General features: G+C 35.4%; 21 protein-coding genes. 10 read left to right on the forward strand and 11 right to left on the reverse strand.

All coding sequences use genetic code 11. The features are described 5' to 3' along the window. Nucleotides 1–171: 171 nt before the first annotated feature. Nucleotides 172–741 carry an ATP-binding protein gene (locus F6K06_RS13910; protein WP_240038996.1) on the reverse strand — a complete coding sequence of 190 codons (570 nt, stop codon included), beginning with the start codon at nt 739–741 and terminating at the stop codon, nt 172–174. A gap of 272 nt (nt 742–1,013) precedes the next feature. Between F6K06_RS13910 and F6K06_RS13915 the strand changes: the two genes are divergently transcribed. From F6K06_RS13915 to F6K06_RS13930, 5 genes are all read left to right on the forward strand, one after another. Beyond that, nucleotides 1,014–1,535 carry a hypothetical protein gene (locus F6K06_RS13915; protein WP_287244151.1) on the forward strand — a complete coding sequence of 174 codons (522 nt, stop codon included), beginning with the start codon at nt 1,014–1,016 and terminating at the stop codon, nt 1,533–1,535. Further along, nucleotides 1,457–1,675 carry an NB-ARC domain-containing protein gene (locus F6K06_RS33965; protein WP_124145523.1) on the forward strand — a complete coding sequence of 73 codons (219 nt, stop codon included), beginning with the start codon at nt 1,457–1,459 and terminating at the stop codon, nt 1,673–1,675. Before F6K06_RS13915 ends, F6K06_RS33965 begins: the two co-directional genes overlap by 79 nt. A gap of 315 nt (nt 1,676–1,990) precedes the next feature. Further along, a complete protein-coding gene (locus F6K06_RS13920; protein ID WP_287244153.1) occupies nt 1,991–2,461 on the forward strand; it encodes a hypothetical protein in 471 nt (156 codons plus the stop codon). A gap of 324 nt (nt 2,462–2,785) precedes the next feature. Beyond that, complete coding sequence (panB, locus tag F6K06_RS13925; RefSeq protein WP_124147571.1) at nt 2,786–3,577, forward strand: 3-methyl-2-oxobutanoate hydroxymethyltransferase; 792 nt, start codon at nt 2,786–2,788, stop codon at nt 3,575–3,577. A 70-nt stretch (nt 3,578–3,647) separates the two neighbouring features. Next, on the forward strand, nt 3,648–4,424 hold the full coding sequence (locus F6K06_RS13930; protein WP_287244156.1) for a class I SAM-dependent methyltransferase: 777 nt from the start codon (nt 3,648–3,650) through the stop codon (nt 4,422–4,424). Between the two features lie 370 nt (nt 4,425–4,794). Here F6K06_RS13930 and F6K06_RS13935 read toward each other — a convergent pair whose 3' ends face one another. From F6K06_RS13935 to F6K06_RS13945, 3 genes are all read right to left on the reverse strand, one after another. Further along, nucleotides 4,795–5,001 carry a glycogen debranching protein gene (locus F6K06_RS13935; protein ID WP_124143818.1) on the reverse strand — a complete coding sequence of 69 codons (207 nt, stop codon included), beginning with the start codon at nt 4,999–5,001 and terminating at the stop codon, nt 4,795–4,797. A 413-nt stretch (nt 5,002–5,414) separates the two neighbouring features. After that, nucleotides 5,415–5,912 carry a GNAT family N-acetyltransferase gene (locus F6K06_RS13940; protein ID WP_124143817.1) on the reverse strand — a complete coding sequence of 166 codons (498 nt, stop codon included), beginning with the start codon at nt 5,910–5,912 and terminating at the stop codon, nt 5,415–5,417. A 32-nt stretch (nt 5,913–5,944) separates the two neighbouring features. After that, nucleotides 5,945–7,111 carry an RNA polymerase sigma factor, RpoD/SigA family gene (locus F6K06_RS13945; protein ID WP_192901062.1) on the reverse strand — a complete coding sequence of 389 codons (1,167 nt, stop codon included), beginning with the start codon at nt 7,109–7,111 and terminating at the stop codon, nt 5,945–5,947. A 985-nt stretch (nt 7,112–8,096) separates the two neighbouring features. Here F6K06_RS13945 and F6K06_RS13950 point away from each other — a divergent pair. The 3 genes from F6K06_RS13950 to F6K06_RS13960 all read left to right on the forward strand — a co-directional run bounded on the left by F6K06_RS13950 (nt 8,097) and on the right by F6K06_RS13960 (nt 10,012). After that, nucleotides 8,097–8,342: a hypothetical protein gene (locus tag F6K06_RS13950; RefSeq protein ID WP_124143816.1), complete on the forward strand. Its 246-nt coding sequence runs from the start codon at nt 8,097–8,099 to the stop codon at nt 8,340–8,342. Between the two features lie 106 nt (nt 8,343–8,448). Further along, nucleotides 8,449–8,808, forward strand: a complete 360-nt coding sequence (locus F6K06_RS13955; protein ID WP_124143815.1) for a hypothetical protein — start codon at nt 8,449–8,451, stop codon at nt 8,806–8,808. 436 nt (nt 8,809–9,244) lie between these two features. Continuing rightward, on the forward strand, nt 9,245–10,012 hold the full coding sequence (locus F6K06_RS13960; protein WP_124143814.1) for a pentapeptide repeat-containing protein: 768 nt from the start codon (nt 9,245–9,247) through the stop codon (nt 10,010–10,012). Nucleotides 10,013–10,641: 629 nt separating this feature from the next. On the opposite strand, the gene F6K06_RS13965 is transcribed toward F6K06_RS13960, so the two are convergent. From F6K06_RS13965 to speB, 5 genes are all read right to left on the reverse strand, one after another. After that, nucleotides 10,642–11,757: a geranylgeranyl reductase family protein gene (locus tag F6K06_RS13965; RefSeq protein ID WP_287244159.1), complete on the reverse strand. Its 1,116-nt coding sequence runs from the start codon at nt 11,755–11,757 to the stop codon at nt 10,642–10,644. A gap of 261 nt (nt 11,758–12,018) precedes the next feature. Next, nucleotides 12,019–12,567, reverse strand: a complete 549-nt coding sequence (frr, locus tag F6K06_RS13970; protein WP_124143812.1) for a ribosome recycling factor — start codon at nt 12,565–12,567, stop codon at nt 12,019–12,021. After that, complete coding sequence (gene pyrH / locus F6K06_RS13975) at nt 12,564–13,286, reverse strand: UMP kinase (RefSeq protein ID WP_124143811.1); 723 nt, start codon at nt 13,284–13,286, stop codon at nt 12,564–12,566. Before pyrH ends, frr begins: the two co-directional genes overlap by 4 nt. A gap of 447 nt (nt 13,287–13,733) precedes the next feature. Beyond that, nucleotides 13,734–14,279 (reverse strand): thioredoxin family protein, encoded by a 546-nt coding sequence (locus F6K06_RS13980; protein ID WP_192901063.1) that lies wholly within the window; start codon nt 14,277–14,279, stop codon nt 13,734–13,736. 80 nt (nt 14,280–14,359) lie between these two features. Next, complete coding sequence (gene speB, locus F6K06_RS13985; protein ID WP_124143809.1) at nt 14,360–15,271, reverse strand: agmatinase; 912 nt, start codon at nt 15,269–15,271, stop codon at nt 14,360–14,362. A gap of 1,355 nt (nt 15,272–16,626) precedes the next feature. Between speB and F6K06_RS13990 the strand changes: the two genes are divergently transcribed. Continuing rightward, entirely contained in the window at nt 16,627–17,502 is an 876-nt protein-coding gene (locus tag F6K06_RS13990) for an alpha/beta fold hydrolase (RefSeq protein WP_124146582.1), read from the forward strand. 311 nt (nt 17,503–17,813) lie between these two features. Here the strand turns inward: F6K06_RS13990 and F6K06_RS13995 are convergent, their stop codons facing one another. Further along, nucleotides 17,814–19,832: an ABC transporter ATP-binding protein gene (locus tag F6K06_RS13995; RefSeq protein ID WP_124146583.1), complete on the reverse strand. Its 2,019-nt coding sequence runs from the start codon at nt 19,830–19,832 to the stop codon at nt 17,814–17,816. A gap of 58 nt (nt 19,833–19,890) precedes the next feature. Beyond that, nucleotides 19,891–21,060: a glycosyltransferase family 4 protein gene (locus F6K06_RS14000; RefSeq protein ID WP_124146584.1), complete on the reverse strand. Its 1,170-nt coding sequence runs from the start codon at nt 21,058–21,060 to the stop codon at nt 19,891–19,893. A gap of 796 nt (nt 21,061–21,856) precedes the next feature. Between F6K06_RS14000 and F6K06_RS14005 the strand changes: the two genes are divergently transcribed. After that, nucleotides 21,857–22,285: a DUF1824 family protein gene (locus F6K06_RS14005; RefSeq protein ID WP_124146585.1), complete on the forward strand. Its 429-nt coding sequence runs from the start codon at nt 21,857–21,859 to the stop codon at nt 22,283–22,285. Nucleotides 22,286–22,354 lie beyond the last annotated feature (69 nt).

Raw genomic sequence — 22,354 nt, forward strand, 5'->3', positions numbered from 1 at the left:
CAACTGCCCATTGTCCGTTCGCTGGCAGGAGAAACAGTTGATCATTTTCTTTGTGAGTTTAATACCCCACCGTCAACGGGGGTGTTCACGCATTACATGGGGATTCTCACCCCAAGTAATTTTCCTCATGTCTCCAGTATAGCTGTCTCCTGTCTCCTTCAAAATATCAAATCATTCGTCACTGTGCAACGCCGCATTTTTGATATCTCTCCCGCAAACATCTTCAACCTGAGCTAGTTTTTCTAAGGAGAAGGAGACATCTGGTGCTGTAGGTAGCTCTTTGACAAGGTGTCTGTTCCAAATTTCACGGCGACAAATTTCATCTGGCATGGGGAAATTTATGTTTCTCACCCGCGTCTCAAATGCTTTGTCATAATTTTCTACAAGATTTGTGGAAAACATGACTACTCCGCGAAATCTCTCTAAGCAAATAAGCAACTGACTCCGCATAGAATTAATAGCTTGCTCCGATCCTTGAGTGACATTGGTGAGTCGTTTAGAAAGTAAGGAGTCAGCTTCATCTATAAATAACAGAGCATTTTGTTGTTCTGCTGCCAGAAAAATTGCCTCGACGTTTTTTGGTCCTTCTCCGTGGTACATACTCTCAATTTGAGCATAGCTGGCAACTAAAATCGGACGGTTAATTTTAGAAGCTATGGCGTGTGCTGCGAGAGTTTTTCCCGTTCCCGGTTTACCGTGAAAGTTTAGTGCTGTACGAGGAAAAGGTTCAATTTTACGCAAACCCCACTTGTCGAAAACTTGAGATTCTAAGTGAATTAAGTCAACAGCTAACAGGAGGTCTTCTCTTACTTTTTGAGGGATGACTAACGCTCGAAAGTAAATAGGGGTTTTTGAGCTTCGTATCTTTTAGTAGGTTTTTCTGGGGATAAGTCGCGATCTGATTTTTTCTGAATAGAATTTTGTATGTTTAAAGTGTGATTTAATTATTCCAGTGAGAAAAAGTGTTATAAAGTTATACAATACAAAACTAAACTACCAGTCTACCTGTAGCTATGGACATTGAAACATTGGTCGAATTAACAGACAACCTGATATTTACCTACACGGAACAACATTTAACTTCTCTACAAAAGGAAGTCTTAAAAGGTACTTTAAATGGTAAAAAATACCCACAAATAGCTGATGATTGTCAACGTCATCCTGACCATATCAAACAGGTAGGTACAAAATTATGGAAACTTCTGTCAGATGTACTAGGAAAAAATATCAAAAAATCTAATGCTCGTTCCATATTAGAAAATTTCCACTTTTCAAATATTTCAAATACAGCTAATGACTGGGTAAATGTTAACAATAATCATATAAATATCTATGGAGAAAACAGACAATTTTCCAACCCTAAAAACAAATCTTCCCCCATTCCCACTGACCAAAACCAAAACAATACTAACTCAGAAAATTATTATGATTTATCTGAAGTCCTGAATTATATTGGTTGTGCGATCTCCACACCGAACTTACCACCCTCAAACAATGGATACTACAAAACCACACCCGCATCATCACCATATTAGGATTAACTGGCATTGGCAAAAGCGTACTTGCCCTACAATTAATTCCACAAATAAAAGATAAATTTGATTATATAATCTGGCGCAATATTGATAACTACCCCACTTTAGAATCTCTGCAAACAAGCATTATTAATTTTTGATCTCCACCTGATTCTTCTTCCCAAAAAACAACAGATTTTTCTCCTGCCAAAACTACCAATAATCAATTAATAAATTACCTCCGTAAATATCGTTGCTTACTAATTTTTGATAACCTACAAGAAATTTTTGCCAGTGGAGAATTAGCAGGCACTTACCTGCCAGACCATGAAAATTATGGCAAACTTTTTAAACAAGTAGCCACATCATCCCACCAAAGTTGTTTATTACTCCTGAGTCAGGAAGAGCCAAAAATAGAGCTAGGAAATCATTACTGTCATACTTTAAAAATTCATGGTTTTTTGGAGGCGTGCAAAATGCTTTTACAAGAGAGAAATTTAACAGATGAAGATCAATGGTTAGAGTTGATTAATCTCTATGGTGGAAATCCTTTATGGTTAAATATAATTGCCGATGCTATTGAAGATTTATGTGATGCAAGTGTAGCTCAATTCCTATCTTGCTCAACCTTATATTTAGGAGATTTAGAACCAATATTAGAGAGAATTTTTCAGCGTTTATCAGAGTTGGAAAAACAAGTAATATTTTGGATAGCTAATCAAGAAACAACAGTTGATATTTCTATTACTCCCGCAGATTTTCCACACTCCCACTCAGATTTATGGAAAGGAATACAATCATTAAAAAGACGTTGTTTAGTAGAAAAAGTGATGGAAGCTGAAGGTTCGTTTTTTACTATTCAACCTGTTGTTAAATCTTTTGGCAAAATGTTACAGCGCTACGCGCTAGGGAACAGGGAACAGGGAACAGGGAATAGCACACTGTAAAAGGGTTTTCGGTGCAGAAACGCTCCGCGAACAAAATCGGGACTTACGCAAATAAACTACATATAGTATATAAAAACTATAGCAATATGGTATATATAGTGTTTTTATTGGAATAATGCGTAAGTCCTGAAGATTTAAAAATGTCCTAATCAATCCTTGTAGTGCTACATTAGCATCGGAGCAATAAATCAAGAGAGGGCGAATGGCATTTGCTAACGTAGAGCTGCCACTAACGCCCCTACATAGGTGTTTTTAAGGTGAATTTGCGTAAGTCCTGTTAATATAAACTATACTTTTCTTGCTATAACTTTTAACTTAATTAAAATGACAGTTACCACAAAACAACTAATTCAATGGAAACAAAAAGGTCGCTCTATAGTAGCTTTAACGGCCTATGATTATGCGATAGCTCAAATTTTAGACCAAGCAGGAGTAGATTTAATTTTGGTGGGAGATTCTCTGGCAATGGTAGCATTAGGCTATGATACAACTCTACCAGTTACTCTTGATGAAATGATTCATCATGCTAAAGCAGTGCGACGAGGTGTTAAGCAAGCTTTAATAGTGGTAGATTTACCATTTTTAACTTATCAAGAAAGTATTCAACAAGCTATACATTCTGCAGGGAGAATACTCAAAGAAACAGGCGCTCAAGCTGTGAAATTAGAAGGTGGAAATGAAGCGATCGCTCAAACGATAAGTAAATTAACATCAGTAGGTATTCCGGTTATGGGTCATATTGGTCTAACTCCCCAATCTGTACATCAATTTGGAGGTTATCGCAAACAAGGTAAAACTCCCGATGCTAGGGCGCGTATTTTAGCAGAAGCTGTCGCTGTGGAAGAAGCTGGTGCTTTTGCCATGATTTTAGAACATATTGGAGTAGACTTAGCCAAAGAGATTACTGAAAAAGTTTCTATTCCTACTATTGGTATTGGTGCAGGTGTCTATTGTGATGGTCAGGTATTAGTTATTAATGATGTTTTAGGCATTTCTGATTGGCAACCACCTTTTGCTAAATCTTATGCTAATTTGCGAGAGACTATTACTCAAGCAGTTAAAGAATATAGTTTGGAAGTTAAGGAAAGAAAATTTCCTCAACCACCATCGTTATAAGTCAATACTTCTGATATAGTAAGACTGCATTAGTTTAAAAATTTCCTAGTTAGATATATATACAATTGTCATGGAACAGGAAAAACACCAGAAATTCCTCAAACATCTAGAAAAAGCATTGTCTGAAAAAGATTCTCATAATTCGTGGGCATTAACTTATGAGGAAGAAGTAGCAGCAGTTAACTATCAAGCACCAGAGCTATTGGCAGAAACAGCTTTAAAGCTTAAAGCTTCTGGTAATTATCTTGATGTTGGATGCGGTACAGGTTTAGTAGGCGAAGTCATTATCCGCCGTCAGAAAGAAAATTTATATATTGATGGCTGCGATATATCTCAAGAAATGTTGAAAGTTGCAGAGCAGAAAGGTATTTATAGAATGCTCACTTGCTGTAATATTTTTGAAATGCCTTATCCAGACTCTAGCTATGATATTGTGATTTCAGCAGGTGTGTTTGTTAGTAATGAAGATAATCGAAAATCAGGATCTGCTAATTCTCAAGCTTTACCCACTATTATCAGAGTTTTGAAGCCTTCTGGTTATTGTGTATTTTCTGTAAGTGCTCGTGTATGGGAAAGTGATAGTAGAGATTATGAAAGAGTTATTTCTCAGCTACCAGCAAATCTGATTCAAAAGCTTGAACAACCATATCACGATGCTATACCTAAGAGGAGTCAACCCACCCCTAACCCCTCCGGTGGAGGGGAAGTCAGTCGGACCGAGTCAGGAGGAGAAAGAATTACAAAGATAAACGTAGTTATGGCGATTGAAGATTTTTTTTATGTCCAATTAAACGGATTTGATATAATGCGATCGCATGAAAAACAGGTTGGTTGCTCAATTTTGTGAGATGTTTCCCAAGCAACAGCAATTTGATGGTATGCTTAGATTTCCATGTTTGATAATTTCCGAATATAACTACATAAATTTAAAGTTCATAGTTTTATCCTACTCAACCGGAAAATTAGGTCAAGAGTAGTTATGAATTTTCGGCAGCAAAAGAAAAGATAAAAATGTTTTCTCTGGTAAATTTCTCCCTGTTCCCTATTCCCTGGCGCGTAGCTATTATACTAAGCGTGAAAAAAGAATGTTACAAATAGTTTTGCTCCTTATAGATGTGAAATAATTTCGGTTAAATTACTGTAGTGTCAAAGTTTTGAGTCCTAAAAATATTGCTTTTGACTTTTGAGTTTTGAGTTTTGACTTCTGTGAAAGGGTATTAGTTCAATTTTAAAGCACTCACAGGTACTTCATCCCAAGATTCAACGGTTCGCAGTATAGCTTTCCATCCTTGTTCCTTTTGAGTCTCAGTTAAATTATTTTGAAAAGACTCATGGCATTCTTGGGCCTGTTGTCGATCGCCACAAGCAATACAAGAGTAGATAATACCAGATGGATCTATCTGTTCATTTACCCAAATAGTCATGGTTAATAGCCTCATTAAAAGTTAACAAAATTATAAACTCATTACACAAAGAAAATTCTGAATTCTCTAGAGTTCAGAATTTTCGGTTGGCACTAAATTTTTAATATTAAATGGGATTAAATTCAACCTGAATCTTATCTTTTCTTTTGCGGGTTTAATATCAAATCCGTTTTATTGGACATAAAAAAATTCTCCAATTGTCATAACTACGCTCATCTTTGTAATTCTCTCTCATCCTGACTCGGTCCGACTGACTTCCCCTCCACCGGAGGGGCGGGGGTGGGTACTTAACCATTCTATAACTGTTTAACGGGATTTGATATAATACCCCACCGTCAACAGGGGTGCTTAAAATTGTTTGGGGTTTGAATCCATAAGTAATTTTCTCTTCTGCCTTCTGCCTTCTGCCTTCTTCAAAATTGCTGTCCAGATGCTAAACTCTTGAGAGAATTGCCAGTAACACGGCATATACGCCATTCATCTAAAATTGATGCACCAATACGTTGATAAAATCCAATCGCTGGTTTATTCCAATCTAAAACACTCCACTCTAAACGTCCACAGTTTCGAGATACTGCTAACTGTGCTACATAACTGACCAGTTGTTTTCCAATACCCCGTCCTCGATACTCCGGTAAAACAAATAAATCCTCTATATAAATTCCCGGTTGAGTGAGAAAAGTTGAGTAGTTATGAAAGAAGAGAGAAAAACCTACAGGTTGGCCAGCAAATTCAGCAATAATCGCTTCAGCGTAGGGATGATCGCTAAATAAATGAGCTTTTAAGGAGGCAGCGCTACCTGTAACAGCATGGGATAATTTTTCATACTCAGCTAGCGCCTTAATTAACTCAAATATTACAGGTACATCTGCTGGCCTAGCACTACGCAATTTTACTTCATTTAAAGACATAATTTAATCGCTATTACAGCTATTACATTTTATTAAAATCGATTTAACCATTCTTTCAAACGTTCAGCTACTTGAGGACGACGCAATTTCCGCATGGCCTTAGCTTGAATTTGCCTGACTCGCTCCCGGGAGAGATTAATCATGCGACTCACTTCATCTAAAGTATGAGGTTCTCCTGTGAGCAAACCATACCGGAGAGTGATGACATCTTGTTCGCGATCATTCAATACATGATTTAAGACTTCCAAGATATCCTGGCGCATCATCATGTCATTCATTTGCGCTTCGGGAGTGCTATTTTCATTATCTTCTAAGAAGTCTAGCAGTTCGCTATTTTCGTCAGTACCTAAACGATGATTTAGAGAAAGAGTTTTCCGGCGAATTTGCTGGAGGTTACGCAGTTGTTGGTGAGAAATTTCTAGTGCTTGAGTAATTTCGGTATCACTGGGGATACGATTTAGCTTCCGTCGTAAGTCGCGGTAAACTCGTTTAAGTTTGTTAATCTGTTCAACTACATGAACTGGTAAACGAATAGTACGTCCTTGATTAGCAATAGTGCGAGTTATTCCTTGACGAATCCACCAATAGGCATAGGTAGAAAATTTGTAACCTTTCTCTGGGTCAAATTTTTCTGTGGCACGGTTTAGTCCTAATGCTCCTTCTTGAATCAAGTCTAGAAAGGGTACTCCTCGGTTTAGATAGCGTTTGGCTATGGAAACTACTAGACGGAGGTTGGAGCTAATCATTCGGCGTTTGGCGGCACGACACTTATGTAAGCGATGAGATAGTTGTGCTTCTGTTAAACCTGCTGCTGCTGCTACTTCAGCTTTTGTAGGTATTCGCCCTAAGTCATTTGCTAGTTTTTCTGGCAGTTGTTCAAAGATAACTAATTCTTGGATCAGCCTTGCTAATTCTACTTCTTCTTTTTGGCTGAGAAGAGGATAGCGAGACATTTGCTTAAATAATGCTCCTACTGCATCATCTATGTCTTGTGAATTTTCTGATAATGGGAGAGTTACAGCCTGTATATTCATACTAGAGTCCTCCTGATATTGATCTTTTTCATGTAGTGATTCGGCAATCATCAAACTCATTTGTTGCATTTGAGTTGCCATTTCTGGTTTATTATCTGGTTTATTAGTGGGAGCTGGAAATTCGACTTTATGCTGACCTGAATTCTCTGTTAGTAGAATTTTCATGGTGTTTTTTCCTATTATATAGTTTTTTGGCTGTAAATGGTTGATGAAGCGTAGAGGGAGTGTTGTTTTATACTGTTACTCCTTAATCATTACTTAACAATGAACTCAATATTAAAGTCTTTTGTAAAGTACAAATAATACCATATTTCATGCTTTATGTCAATGAATAGCTAAGAGCGGTCGCAAATCTCTATTTAGACCGGACTTCCTAAGATTTATAGCAGGGAACAGTGGGAAAAACATTTTCCTTGATTCGGATTGTCATCTGCACAAGTCCTAACCTACCTGTCTATTCCTATATCTACAAGAGTTTATATACCTAATAATTACTTAACATTAAGTTATCTGTTTCTGTACTGATAACAATATACATTTCAAAGCTTTAGTATTTAATTAGCTGTATTAATCAATACAAAGCAGCTAGTTTATTTCTAATCTTATTTAATAATAATTAAAATAACTCTAATTATAATAATTTGTAACAAGATTGACTGCTTCTTCAAATTATGTATGCTGTATTTATTCAATTAAATTAGAAGGCGATGCGATCGCAATTAGATTAAATAATTAAGTAGTCAAGTCAAATTTTTTTTTGTTTATTACTTAAGTATATTTTTTGTTCCGTCTTTTTGTACGCATTTCTTTCCTTGGAACCATCCCTGATTTGGAGTTGCAGCGCTGTTTTCTGATATCAAAAATCAAATGAGTAGAGAGCGATCGCGAATTTTACGCTATACTATAAGCAATATAATTAAATTTTAGCAATAAATCTCTGGACTTGTATTATCTAGTTTTATTGGTGTAGACAATTAGCTACAATAATATTTTTTTACTATAATAGGACTGACGCAAATTGATCTTTGAAGCAGCATTTGTAGGAACGCCATTCGGAGCTTTGCGGAGCGCAAATGGCATTCGCACTAGCTATCTCTAGATTCCCTGTTTAAGTCCTGTATAAATGACTATTTAACTTGTTGGAGTAGTCGTGGAACAAAAAATTGAGAGCATTGGTACAGTTATTATTGGAGGTGTTAGTCGTACTGGTAAGTCTCGATTCGCTAATCTCGTTTTTCAGCAAACCCGATGTACTGTTGTGCATTTAGACTCATTTTTAAATGCTGTTCGCAATAACTATCCTGCTCCCATACTTACTCCTAGAGAGAAGGAGATATGTAAAGATTATTGTGATACGGTATTGGTGAAAGCTCTTCGTAATATGGGTCAGGACTGATGCAAATTGATCTTTGAAGCAGCATCTGTAGGGGGGGCATTCGGAGCTTTGCGGAGCGCAAATGGCATTCGCACTAGCTATCTGTAGAGTCCCTGCGTAAGTTCTGATGGGTAAAGAATTTAACTATCTTCGCGTTTATGAGTCTTCATTCATCTCACATAAACTTATTATTCAACGTCTTTGGTATATCAAACCCATTACTTTATTTTTGGGATATCCAAATACTGCTCCTGAACGCAAACTTCACGAAATTCGCAAAGCAGCACTTGACGATCCTTACTGTTGGTCTCATCAAATGGAAGATTTAGAATTACTAAGAACTGTGCAAAGTTTTATTTCATTGAGTCAAGTCATCGAAAGAGACTGTGTTCGATATGGTTTTCCATTCTTTGATGTTTCAGATAATTGCCATGAAACTGTAGAGCTAGCTCTTATTCATATATTGACTTGTATTACATCATCATAAAGCTAATCTCAATTTAGAATCAAGTGTGAAATAGTTTTAAATTAAAGTTTGGCTCCTCATACAATTTTATTTTGACTGGAAAACAGAACTTCTTTCTTCAGTATTAATACCTTATTTTTTTAAGCTATAGTCTCTGTGTTATGGCAATTCTCATATTGGTGAGGTACGCGCATTCGTTTGTTTTAGGGAGTAGGGAGTAGGGAGTAGGGAGTAGTAATTCGAGAAACAGGGGATAGAAAAAAGAAAAACAACTGTATCTCACGCTTTTTGAGAAACGGTATATACATAATTTAGATGAAAACTCTTATAATGTCATTTTGTTATGGAGACTTCAGAATTATACTCTTGCTTTTCAGTTCCGTGAGGCGGTACTAGATGTACTAATTGAGTGCTAACATAGCAGCAAAATATAATCTTTAGTTTGGAAGATTTGAAGATGAGACTCAAAATCTTTTCTGCTATTTTAGTTTTAAGTACGGTTTGCCCTCTTGTTCCAGTGATTGCTGAAAATATCCAACATACACAAAAGTTATTATCTAGTAAACAATGTCCAAATTGTGAATTAAGTGGTGCTGGCCTGGTATTAGCAAATCTTCAAGGAGCTAATCTCAAAGGGGCTAACTTGAGTGGAGCTAATCTCAGTCGTGCTAATTTGACTGGGGCAGATTTAAGTGGTGCTAACTTGGCTGGTACAAGTTTATTTGGTGCTAATTTAACTGGGGCAAATTTGACTGGGGCAAATTTGGCTGGCACCGATTTGAGAAGTGCTTATTTAACTGGTGCTAATTTAACTGATGTTGACCTCAAAAATGCTTTTTTGTTGGGTGCTGTGGGAATGCCATCTAATGTTGGTGAAGCTGAAGATTTTTATCGGTTAGGAATTGCAGAAGCAAAGGCCGGACATTATAAAGATGCTGTTAGATATTATAATCAAGCTATTAATTTAAAGTCTGATTTAGCTGCTGCTTATTTTGCTAGAAGTATGGCTCTTGCAGACTTGGGAAATCTTGATGCTGCACTTGCAGATGCTGAAAAATCTCGCGAAATTTTTATTTCTAAAGGTAGTAAAGAGGGTGAAGAATTATCACAATATTTGGTTGAAGTTATTGACCTACGTTTAAATCCTCCTGAACCAAAAAAGCCTAATCAATTTGTACACGCTATTGGTTCTTTACTTCCTTCTTTATTAAGGTTGGCATTTTAGGTATTTATGTTTTTTTTGTTTGACAGAGTTATCTGATATTGATAAGTAAAAGTACAACCTTCTTGAATTTCATAAAGACGTTCCATAAGTATAGAAACTATAAGGAATTCAGCCTCTTAATATTTACTATATAGATCAGCTCTTAGTTCAGTTATTATTTATTAGTTTTTACTTACTTAATACTTAATACTTAACTTATCAAAACTTACAGAAATTTTCGTTTATATTAAACACAGTAGGGACGTTCGATCAAACGTCCCTTTAAAGGTTTTTGCTTTTACCCTAAGCTCAATCTTTATAAGAATTACTATCAGCTAAACAGTTACATCTTATTTGCTTATCTGCCTAAATAAAAGTCAAAAATCTCAGCCGTTAAATTCAGAATTTCCAGTTAAACAAAACAGTAAAGTTATGCCAGTAAAAGCATAACTTTAATCTGTGATTTTGATCACCAAAATTTATTGCTGTATATAGCAATGTGCGCTGGCATATTTACAAATTACAAGAGGTGTCCAATAGCTAAAAGTCTTGTATTATCGGTCTTTTATTCCCCCTGTTGCCTGTTGCCTGTTGCCTGTTGCCTGCGCACAGCGCTATAAATTGAGAAATTTAAGCATAACTTACTTTAATTAACCTCTTCCTGGTAAAAAACTGCCACTGAGTTTTTTAATGGCCTTGTTAGCAATATCTGCATAACGCAATTCTCCACAAAGAATTTTACTCATTACTTCGGTAGCTGCAGGTAATTTAACTCCCACTTTATAAGCTACTTTAGGAAAGCGATAAAATGCTCCTGCTAAACGACTTGCCCAAACCATATCTGCACCCCATTCTTCATTAACTATCTGAGTATATTTCTTCAGAGCATCCCCATTACCTCCTAATGCTTCATCTATAGCTTCAGCAGCTTTGACACCACTGAAAATTGAGGGGCGAATTCCTTCAGCAGATAAGGGATCTAATATACTTGCTGCTTCTCCTGCTAATACTGCATTTTCTGTGTGGAGATTTTTATCTCCATCCCATAGAGAAATAGGATGTTCTAATAATTCATTTTGATTTGCACTTAAACCAATTTTTTGTGCATATTCCATCAAATCTTTGGATAGATTTTTGGGTTCTCCACCTCTAAAAGTAGCAATATTAATTGAGCAAGAATCTGCTTTTGGAAAACTCCAAATATTACCATTTTTAACTGAGCCAAATTCAAAATTAACTTGTTGATTTTGGTCTTTTAATGCTGCTTCAAAAACCAAACTTTGTCGTTTTTTAGACTCTTTAAAACCCAACCATTTAGCCATTGGACCTTTTGCTCCATCAGCCGCAATTAAATAACGACCTGTAACAGGTTCTCCGTTTGTTTTAACTTCCCAATGATCGCTTTTAAATTCAATACCTGTAACTTCTGTTTTTTCTCTTAGTTCTGCACCTTCTGCTTGAGCTTTTTGGATCAGGAAATGATCGAAAATATCCCGTTTTACCATCCACATTGCAGAAGGTAAATCTGCTTCTACGGGATCTTCTAATTTCCATGTATAGCGAATTTTCTTGACCTTGAGAGAAATTGCTGGAGTGAAATCAAAGTCAAACCACTCAGCGATGGCTGGAGATACCCCACCACCACAAGCTTTTTTTCTAGGTAAAGATTCTTTTTCTATGAATAAAACAGAACGTCCTTTTTTAGCCAAATGATAAGCTGCTGTACCTCCTGCTGGGCCTGCTCCTACGATTATACAATCAAACATTTCTTCAATTCTTCAATATTGAGGTTTTTTATGATTTTTGAGGATGGGAAAATACTTATTGAGCAGGGGTAGTTTCTATAGAAAAGTTATTTACTTGCTTAAACCATCTATAGAACCTCCCCCCTGCAAAAATCACAGAGTTCCCATTTTACCTATGATTTTCTAAGATACTTGATTTTACATATCTTGTCGATATATAGGTTTTTTAACTCTTGATTTTTTACTTTTTACTTTTGTTTATCTGTGATTTTCAAGATTTTTTTAAACCGTTGTAATATCCTTCTCTTTAGCAGCTAATAACTCATCTATTTTGGCTATGTATTTATCTGTCTTCTTTTGAATTTTGTCTTGTAAATCTCGTGATTCATCTTTAGAAATATCGCTATTTTTTTCTTGTTTACGAACTGAATCTACAGCATCACGACGAATATTACGGACAGAAACTTTCCCTTCTTCAGCAAGTTTAGCTGCTAACTTGACCATTTCCTGACGACGTTCACTTGTGAGTGGGGGAATATTTAGCCGTACAATAGATCCGTCATTGTTGGGAGTTAAACCAACGTCTGACATATTAATTGCTTTTTCAATTAAGCCCAGACTACTTTTATCAAAAGGTTGAATAGTAATGGTACTAGCATCTGGGATGCCAATATTTGCCATAGATTTGAGTGGAGTTGGAACTCCATAATATTCAACTATTACTCTGTCTAAAAGAGAAGCATTAGCTCTTCCAGTTCTAATCGTGTTGAAGGAACTTTGAGTAGCTTCAACTGCTTTTTTCATTTTCTTTTCAGCTTCTTCTATATTCATTCATCAAAACCTCTGACAATAGTTCCAATTTTTTCTCCCATAACGGCCTTACGGATATTACCCGTAACCGAAAGATTAAATACAATAATCGGGATATTATTTTCTTTACAAAGAGCGATCGCTGTACTGTCCATTACCCGTAAGTCTTGTCTTAATACTTCCCCATAAGTTAGGGACTCGTATCGTTTGGCCTGTGGATTCTTTTCTGGATCGGAATCATAGACCCCATCGACTTTAGTGGCTTTATAAATTACTTCTGCGTCAATTTCTGCTGCTCTGAGAGCTGCAGTAGTATCAGTGGTAAAAAATGGATTACCAGAACCTGCGCCAAAAACTACCACTCGGCCTTTTTCCAGATGGCGAATGGCTCGACGACGAATGTAAGGTTCGGCTACTTCTTGCATAGCGATCGCCGTTTGGACTCTTGTCGGCACTCCTGCTTGTTCGAGGGCATCTTGTAAGGTAATAGCATTCATCACAGTGGCAATCATGCCCACATAATCTGCTGTTGCTCGGTCCATTCCTTTCGAGGCTGCTTTTACACCTCTAAAAATATTACCGCCCCCAACAACAATTGCCATTTGAATTCCTGTGGCCACTACTTCGGCCACTTCTTGAGCAATTCCTTGGACTACTGCCGGATCTATGCCATAGCCAAGACTTCCCATCAAGGATTCGCCACTCAATTTCAGCAAAACCCGTCGATCGACTGTCCCCATACTTTGAGTCTTTTCTCAACTAAAGTTGCTTCCACAATACGATACCAGTTGTTCTGCTTTTTTCCACTATTTTATTCTTGATACTAAATTTATCAGAAGTTACATAGAATAATATTTTCATCAGAGTTGACTTGAGAAAAAGACAGATAAGTTAATAAATTTCATCATTCTGTGCAGACTCACATAATATTGGCATGAGAGTTAAATTATCAAAAGTTGGAAATTACTATTTATTCAGTTGTTTATCACTTTTATAAAAGGGCATGAAACGGTTTAAAGAAGTGACGGTTAATTTTTTATCTTTTTGTTTTGGGTTTAATACCCCGCTGTCTACACGGTCTTTACAATTAGTTGGGTTTTGTAGACAGGAAGTGGCCTGTCAAAGACTGTCCCCGTCAACTTTTTCCTTCTTCCTTCTTCAATCACCCCAGTATTACTACTGTTGAGTTATAATTTACGACGCCATTTAATTGAGCAACCAACGACTTCTGTATGAGATGGGGTTACTTCTTCATCTTGAAGAAGTTGGGCAATTGCCTGATGTAGATAAGCAACTTTTACTGCTTCTGGCTGATTAACATTATCGTCTATTCGGCCACGATATCGTAACTTACCTTCCCGATCCAATAAAAAAGCCTCGGGTGTTTTGTCAACCCCAAAGCTTTCTGCTACGTCTTGAGTTACATCCCGAATATAGGGAAAATTTAGTTGATTATTAGCTGCAAATTCTTTCATTTTTTCAAAACTATCTTTGGGAGAAATCGTCGCATCATTAGCATTCATTCCAATTATGATTACTCCTTGGTTTTGAAAATCTTTTTGCAGTTGCTTAATCCGTTCAATGTATAAATCTACTTCTGGGCATTGATTACTCAAAAATATCACACAAACTACTTTAAAATTTTCTAAATATCTTGCTAAATGATGAACCTCACCATCTACTCCTGGCAATTCAAAATCTGGAGCATAATTATCAATTTCTGTTCCTGTCATTTCAGTCAAACTCATCTCTCTATTACTTATAAACAATTGCATTACTTAGAACAAATATTTTTCTATCATATCCCATATTTTTACCAGCCTTGAGCTAATGCCTGATATCCAATAAGTTTATAGACTAATTTAGCTGCTGTAAACTCAGATACTACAGAATCAACTATTGGAGCTAACTCCATAATGTCACAACCTATTACTTCGTGTAATTCAAATAATTTCCGCAAAAATGCAGTTAAAGAATACCAATTTAGTCCACCAGGTTCTGGGGTACCAACTCCAGGAATTAATGTTGGGTCAATTCCATCTAAATCTATTGTTAAAAAAACTTGTTGAGTCCGAATACTAGCGATCGCTCTTTCTATCCAATCTGGCTGAATAACTATTTCCCTTGCACGAAAAACTGTGAGATTTTTCTCCTTGATTAAATCTGCTTCTTCTTTGCAAATCGCCCGAATACCGATTTGTATTGTTGGCAATTCCATTTCAATTATCCGTCGCATTACACAGGCGTGGTTATATATTGAACCTTCATATTCATCACGTAAATCGCCATGAGCATCTATTTGAATTACTGTAAATTTTTCATCCAAATATATTTTTTTATAAGCTTTAACAATTCCATTTGTAATGCTATGCTCTCCACCGATAGCAATGACAAATTTTCCATCATTCACTAATTTTTCTACTGTTTCTTGAGTGACTTTTAGCATATCTAATGGTAATATTTTTTTTCCATTACCAGTATCTGCTATAGATTCATGGGTATAGATACCAACTTCTAAACCAGTTTCTCGGTCTAATTCTTCGTCATAACATTCTAACTGTTGAGACGCATCTAATATTGCTGATGGACCGTTAACACAACCCCTTCTATAAGTGGTAGTTGCTTCATAAGGAATTGGTAAAATTGCTACTTTGGCAGTGGTATAGTCTGGTTCAATTTCCGAACCGATAAATGGTAGAGTTGATGTAGGGTAAATTGCTGACATTTTTAATATTTTAGTATTCTAGAGTTAAATAATTTAACATTTAGCAAAATTTTGATGGTTATAGTTATTGTAAGTTTTAAGTGTAGAATATTATAACGTTTTTGATCTGTAAGCATTTAGCACCTCAGCTATTAATTTTGAAGAAGATAAAAACAACCTTTGAAATTGAGAAAGAATAAAAGTTGCTGGCATGCATCCCGTGACTAAACCTTAGAAGTAATTACTCATTACTAATTCCTGAGAGCTGACTGCTAATAGCTGTTAGCTCCGCATTCCGCAGGAAATGCTTACTTTCATATTAATGATGAATAGCAATTATACTTGACAACAAAGTATAAATATAAAAATCACAACGCTAATATAAAAATTTATTTTAGATAAAAGCTCTAAAACTATTCCTACTATTTATTAATGCTGTAGATATTTTCTACAAAACTAATGATTGCTACAGCAACTCCCAAGAAGCGTGAGATACAAAATTTGTTTGTTTTAGAGAGTAGGGAGTATTCAATAATTGATAATTGATAATTGATAATTGATAATTACCTCTCCCTAAAAGGAAAAGGATTGAATAAAAGGAAAATTTTTTCTTGTTTCTCCTTTCATTAATGTATAATCGATCATCAATAATCGATAATGAATAATGGATAATTACCTCTCCCTAAAAGGAAGAGGATTGACCAATAAGGAAAAAATTTATCAAAATAATATGGGTCGCGCAACCCCGCCTTTTAAGGCGCAATATTTTTGGAGCGTTGCTCTAATCCCCTACTTCCCCTCCTGGGAGGGATTAGGGGTGGGTTAACTTCTGACTTCTGACTTCTGACTTCTGACTTCGTGATTTTTTTTCCCTTGGAAGGGGAGGCAGAGTAAGCCGAATTGTTTAATTATTTAATTATTTAATTATTAATTATTCGGTAATAGAAAATCAGAAAAACAACTGTACCTCAGTAACTTGAGAAACGCTATATATATCAACAAATATTGAAGAAGGAGACAGGAGACAGGAGACAGGAGACAGGAGGAAAATTACATGGGGATTCGCTCCCCCAAGTAATGCGTGAACACCCCCGTTGACGGTGGGGTATTAAACCCACAAAGAAAATGATAAATCTAATTTAGAAGATAATTATTGAGATAAATTACTCATTTTTTTAAGGCCAGGACTTATGCAAAGGTACTATATATAGTATATAAAAACTATAGCACTATGGTATATATAGCGTTTTTGTCCTAAAAATGTCTAAGTCCTGAAGGTTTAAGATGAAAATTATTAGATCGCAAACTACAGAAAATTCCTCAAGGTAAATTCAGGTAAAATAATCAAACTAACGATCGATACATCTTAAAATCTGATGACTACCGCTAAAACTTGGATATGGCGAGGTTGGCCTATCTGCTACCAAAGCCAAGGAGAAAAAGGCCCGTCTGTATTACTCGTACATGGTTTTGGTGCTTCCTGGGGACACTGGCGCAAAAATATTCCTGTACTAGCTACCAGTTGTCGCTGTTATGCTATTGACTTACTTGGTTTTGGTGCTTCAGCTAAACCAACCCCAAGCAAAGATGTTACCTATACATTTGAAACCTGGGGTCAACAAATTGCTGATTTCTGTAGAGAGATAGTTGGCACCCCTGCTTTTCTTGTCGGAAATTCTGTTGGTTGTATTGCGGTGATGCAGGCAGCAGTAGATTATCCAGATATTGCTTTGGGTATAGGAATTATTAATTGTTCTTTGCGACTTTTGCACGAACGGAAACGGTCTACTCTTCCTTGGTATCGCAGTCAAGGAGCAGATATAGTACAAAAAGCGCTCAAAGTCAAGTGGATAAGTCAAATATTTTTTAATCAGTTAGCAACAAAGAAAACAGTCAGGCGAGTATTGTTGCAAGCTTATAAACGTTCTGAAGCTGTTACTGATGAATTAATAGATATACTCTTAACACCAGCAAAAGATGAGGGAGCAGTTGATGTTTTTGTGGCTTTTACTGGTTATTCTCAAGGACCTTTACCTGAAGATTTATTGCCAATATTACCATGTCCAGCTCTCATTTTATGGGGAGAGGAAGACCCCTGGGAGAATATTGAATTGGCAAAAGAATTTGCTAAGTTTGAAACAGTAGAAAAGTTTATTCCTTTACCTGGGGTTGGTCATTGTCCTCAAGATGAAGCACCGGAATTAGTCAATCCTATTTTGCAAGAATGGATATTTGAAAAATGGGAGCGATAGAACTCCAGTTAGCGTTTTAGTATGACAAACTTTGTTCTATAGCGTTTTTATCTGGGATGTGGAGACTAAGTGTTATCAAAAAGGTATGGAGAGAATAGTAAAGGAGAGAAAACAGCAATAAATACTAGCAAACACAAGGATAGAAGCTACTCCATCAGTGCACTTTTTTTGATAATAAAAAACCTCAATCTAGATTTACATCTCAAATAAAAACATTATATAAAATCAGCTAATTCTCTGAATATATCAAAATTTTTGATTAATGATTCATAATAATAATAATAATAACTGAGCCGATAAAATTTTGAGCCTTAACCTTTGTTCCCATTTACCATTTGATTTTCAAATATTTCTAAGGTTCTTAAAAGAGAAATTGCGGACTGAAAAGCTTCCTCAGTAATTTCTGTTTGTTCTTCGGGTGTATCAATTATTTCATCAACTAATAGTCTTAAAGAACCAACAATTTGATTGAGAAAACCACGAGCTTCATAAGAAGCTTTAGTCAAAAGTTGCTGGTCAATATAATTATCTGCCTTAGATTGGCCGCCAAACTGTATAGAATAGAGACGGCGATAGTAACCATCTTCTTTTTGTAGAAGTTCCAAATGAGTGCCAATTTCCACTAATTCTCCACGCTCTAAAACAGCTATCTTGTCTGCATTTTGAATTGTTGAGAGACGGTGGGCAATAACTAAAACTGTTCGGTCTCGACTTAATTGATCGATGGCCTCCTGCACTAAACGCTCAGAAACAGTATCAAGGGCACTGGTGGCCTCGTCTAAGATTAATATTTCTGGATCTTGCAGTAATGCTCTAGCAATAGCCAAGCGTTGACGTTGACCCCCAGAAAGCATAACACCCCGATCGCCTATTTCGGTATCCCATTGCTTCGGCAATTCCATAATAAAATCATAAGCATTAGCTTGTTTGGCAGCTTGAATAATTTCATCTTCTGTGGCATCAGGACAAGCATAAAAAATATTATTTCTGACTGTGTCGTTGAATAAATGAGTCGTTTGACTAACAATACCAGTTCTTTTTCTGAGACTGGTAATATCGAACTCACGCAAGTCAATGCCATCTATAGTAATGGAACCAGAGGTAGGGTCATAAAATCTTGGTAGTAGGTCAGCAAATGTTGACTTACCTGCTCCTGAACCTCCCACTAATGCTAAAGTTTTACCTTGAGGTACAGATACATCAACATTTTTGAGAACTAGATTACTATTACCTGGATAAGAGAAAGAAATTTTATTAAAATGAATTTTCCTCCTAACTTTTTGAAAGGGTATGGAACCAGGTTTCATTATTGGTTTATTATCTCTTCTCCATAAGTCTACAGCCATATCAAAACTAGCAGACCCTTTGGCAATTTGATTACGGGTACTATTAATTCCTGATATCATTGGTAGTAACCGAAATAGAACTAAAAGATAGGTAAGTAAGATAGCAGAAACATTTTCCATTGTACCGGCAAATAAATTTTTACCTAATAATAAAATACAGATTACTGTAATTATGCTTGTCACTTCATTAACTGGTGCGATTAACGCTGAATTCATTTTTTCTTTCAGCGCTATATTTTCCAAGGACAGCATTAATTTTCTTAACTGTTTATATTCTCTATTTTCGCTACTTACTGATTTAATTAACCGGATACCACTGAGAGCTTCAATTACTTTGATTGCATAAGTTTTTTGTGCCCGGTTCAACAAAGACCCAAATTTTTTTGAACGAAGGATAAATAATTGATTAATACCTGCTATTAAGGTTACCAATAGAGTAGAAATCAAAGTAAGTTGCCAAGAGATAGAAATTAGTATGCTTACAAATAATAAAACAGTTATTAATTGAGTTATTAAATTAATATAAGCATTAACTGTTGCAGTACACTGAGCTGTATCTGAGCCTAAACGTTTTGTTAAATCTCCTACTTTTACTTTTGTGAAGAAGTCTAAGTCGCTGTCCATTAATGTTTGGAACATTTCCGATTTAATACTATTTGTGAGCCTACGACTAAAGGCTACTGATAACAAACTCTTTAAATATATGGTTAAATTTTTCAGAACAATAGTTAATATGACTGCTAAAAGCATCACCACAAGACGATACTTTTCTGGTACTCCCTCAAAAGGAGATAATAAAAAATTAATTATAGGTGGAGAACCCTTCAGTTCAATTTCTTGCCCAGAAATTTGCAGTAGTATAGGTACTATTAGGGCTGTATTAACTCCATTAAATAATCCTCCGGCAAAACCTAATGCAATATTTCCTATTATGTGGAAAGGATAACGCCGAATAAATCTTAAAATAAATTCTTTTGTAGACATTTATATTTTCCTTGTATCTTACAATATCTCAATTTTTACTACTCTTAATACCTGCTCACTAAATTTTGATTAACTCTGATAAAATTTCTGCCATAGCATCAATACTATAATATTTAATACATCTTTTTCTAGCTTTCATGCCTTTGGTATTTGCTGTAGCTAAGTCGTTAAATATTAATTCAATTTGTGCTGCAATTTGTTCGGGAGAACTAGGATCGACTAAATAGCCAGTATTGCCTACAATTTCTGGAATATCCCCTACTTTTGTGGCGATAATTGGTTTGGCCATTGCCATTCCATCAGTTAGTTTTAATGGAAATTGTGCTTGAGCTTCTGGAGTATCTCTCTGGGGGACTACTATTATATGGGCAGCCGCTACAATTTCTGGCATAACTGTAGGTGGATATTTTGGCATTTTAATTATCCAATGTCCCCATCTTTCCATTAGTTGACGGTCATAATCATCATAAGGACTACCTCCGACAATGACCAACCTTAAATCTGGCTGATTGATATTCTCTAGGGCTATTAAAACATCTTCTACGCCTTTATAAGGTCGTGGTGCCCCTGGAAACATTAAAATTTTATAATCGCTCAAGCCATAACGAGTTCTACTTACCTCTGGATCGTACTTGCTTGGGTCGAATAAAGTTGTGTCTTTTCCATTTGGTAAATAAGTACCACCAAAGCGTTTTTTGAGAAATTGATTGTGTAGAGTTACCCTGTCTGCTTTGGAGACAAAACTTTCTATCCATTTTAAATAAAAGGGATGGTCTGGTTGTCGCAATGCTCCTTCTGGTTTCAAGATATCTCTAGCTAATTGTTTAAGACTGGGATGATATTTCCAACTATCTCCTCCATGCCAGCTTAACTCCCAATCGTCAATATCTAAAAATACTGGGCGATGGATTTGCATTTTTCTGATTAGAGATAAACCTAGGCTGGTAGGTTTTAATTTGTAGGCGTAAATTATGTCTCCTGTTATTTTATCTAGAAGTTGTTTGGCTGATAATAAAAATTTGGGATAGTAATTGTGGCTATCTATGGCGATGATAGTATTTTCCTGATTAGTTGTTAGTTGTTGTTTTTCTCCACTAACAAAGCCCACAATTTCTACATCTACTTGTAGTTTTTTTAGTGCTTGAGATAATAAGAAAGGACGTACTGCGCCTCCCCATCTTCCCACACCACTGGTTGATAAGTCACTAACAACTAATGATATTTTCACTGATGATTAATTTCCTGAGTTTACTACTTCTATTATAATTTTATTTATTGGATCTAAGGATTATTTTATTAATTTGGTAATTAGTTATTGAGAAATTTTATTCTATATTCCTATGTAGATATTTTATTTGTGCGATATTTTTGAATAAAAATAGTAGAGATTAGTGTAATGGATAAATTTAAAAAGTATTGATACAACTCAAGACCTATGAAGATAGTCATAAATTATTTTTTTTATTTATGGATAGCAAGATAGCAAGTTTTTCTAGTTTATTGATATCATAATAAATTTGACTAAACTTGTAGTTCATCATCAAAAAGATTGTTTCATCAAATATTTTTACTTAAATAATATAATATAAATTATCTAAATAGGTTGGAAAAATTTTTAATCATCTAAATACTAACGGTTAATTCTATTTATATGTAGCTTATATTCATATTCTATCTTAGGATGGCTATAGTTGATTAATAGTGATAATAACTCATGTGAAAGCTTCCTGTCAATTATTACATGAAAGTTCAGAAGTAAGTATTAACCCTGAACTCTTGAGATAGCTAATTATTTCAAGGGTTAGAGAGTAGGAAGTATAAAATAGGCTGGTTACTATAGTATTTTTCATATTCTCAGTTAACTATTATAAATTTTGTACTTTAGACAATATGATAGATGTAATATTAGGCTGTCATTGATTAACTTTATTTAGTTGAGTTATTGAAAATTGTATAATTTTGATAAAACTCCTGTTATCCCACCAATATTACAGATATTATCGTCATACAATTTACAGTATTATATGTCTACTCAAAACATTCAAAATCTCACTGTTGTTCAAGCTGAAGAAATCCTCCATAAATTTGCCTGTCAAAACATTAAGTTAGTAGAATCACCAGAGGAAAAAGCTATTACTCAAGCAGCAATTTTGCTATTAGCTAATTTGTCTGACTATCAAATGTTGGGAATTTGTGCCGAATCAACTACTGAAGCTTTATCTGCTTTAGAAAGCTATCTAGGGGCATTAGGATATAATACTACCCTAATTGATGATTCTAATTTTAGAACAATTGAAGGTTCAGTTTATATCAAGTTTAATGGGATAAAAGAGTCATATCATCTTGAATCCTATATTGGAGAATATAGAGGGGTATTAGTATCTTGTCAATCTGCTGAAGATACAGGAATTAATGGAACTTATGGTCATTTACCGCTAGATTTATTTACTTAAAAAAAGCATTTTTGATGTTAATTCAGTAAATTAACTAGCTTGAAAAGCAAGACGTTCGGAGAAATAAAA

Source organism: Okeania sp. SIO1H4, from assembly GCF_010672695.1.
In the GTDB taxonomy this organism is placed as follows: Bacteria; Cyanobacteriota; Cyanobacteriia; order Cyanobacteriales; family Microcoleaceae; genus Okeania; species Okeania hirsuta.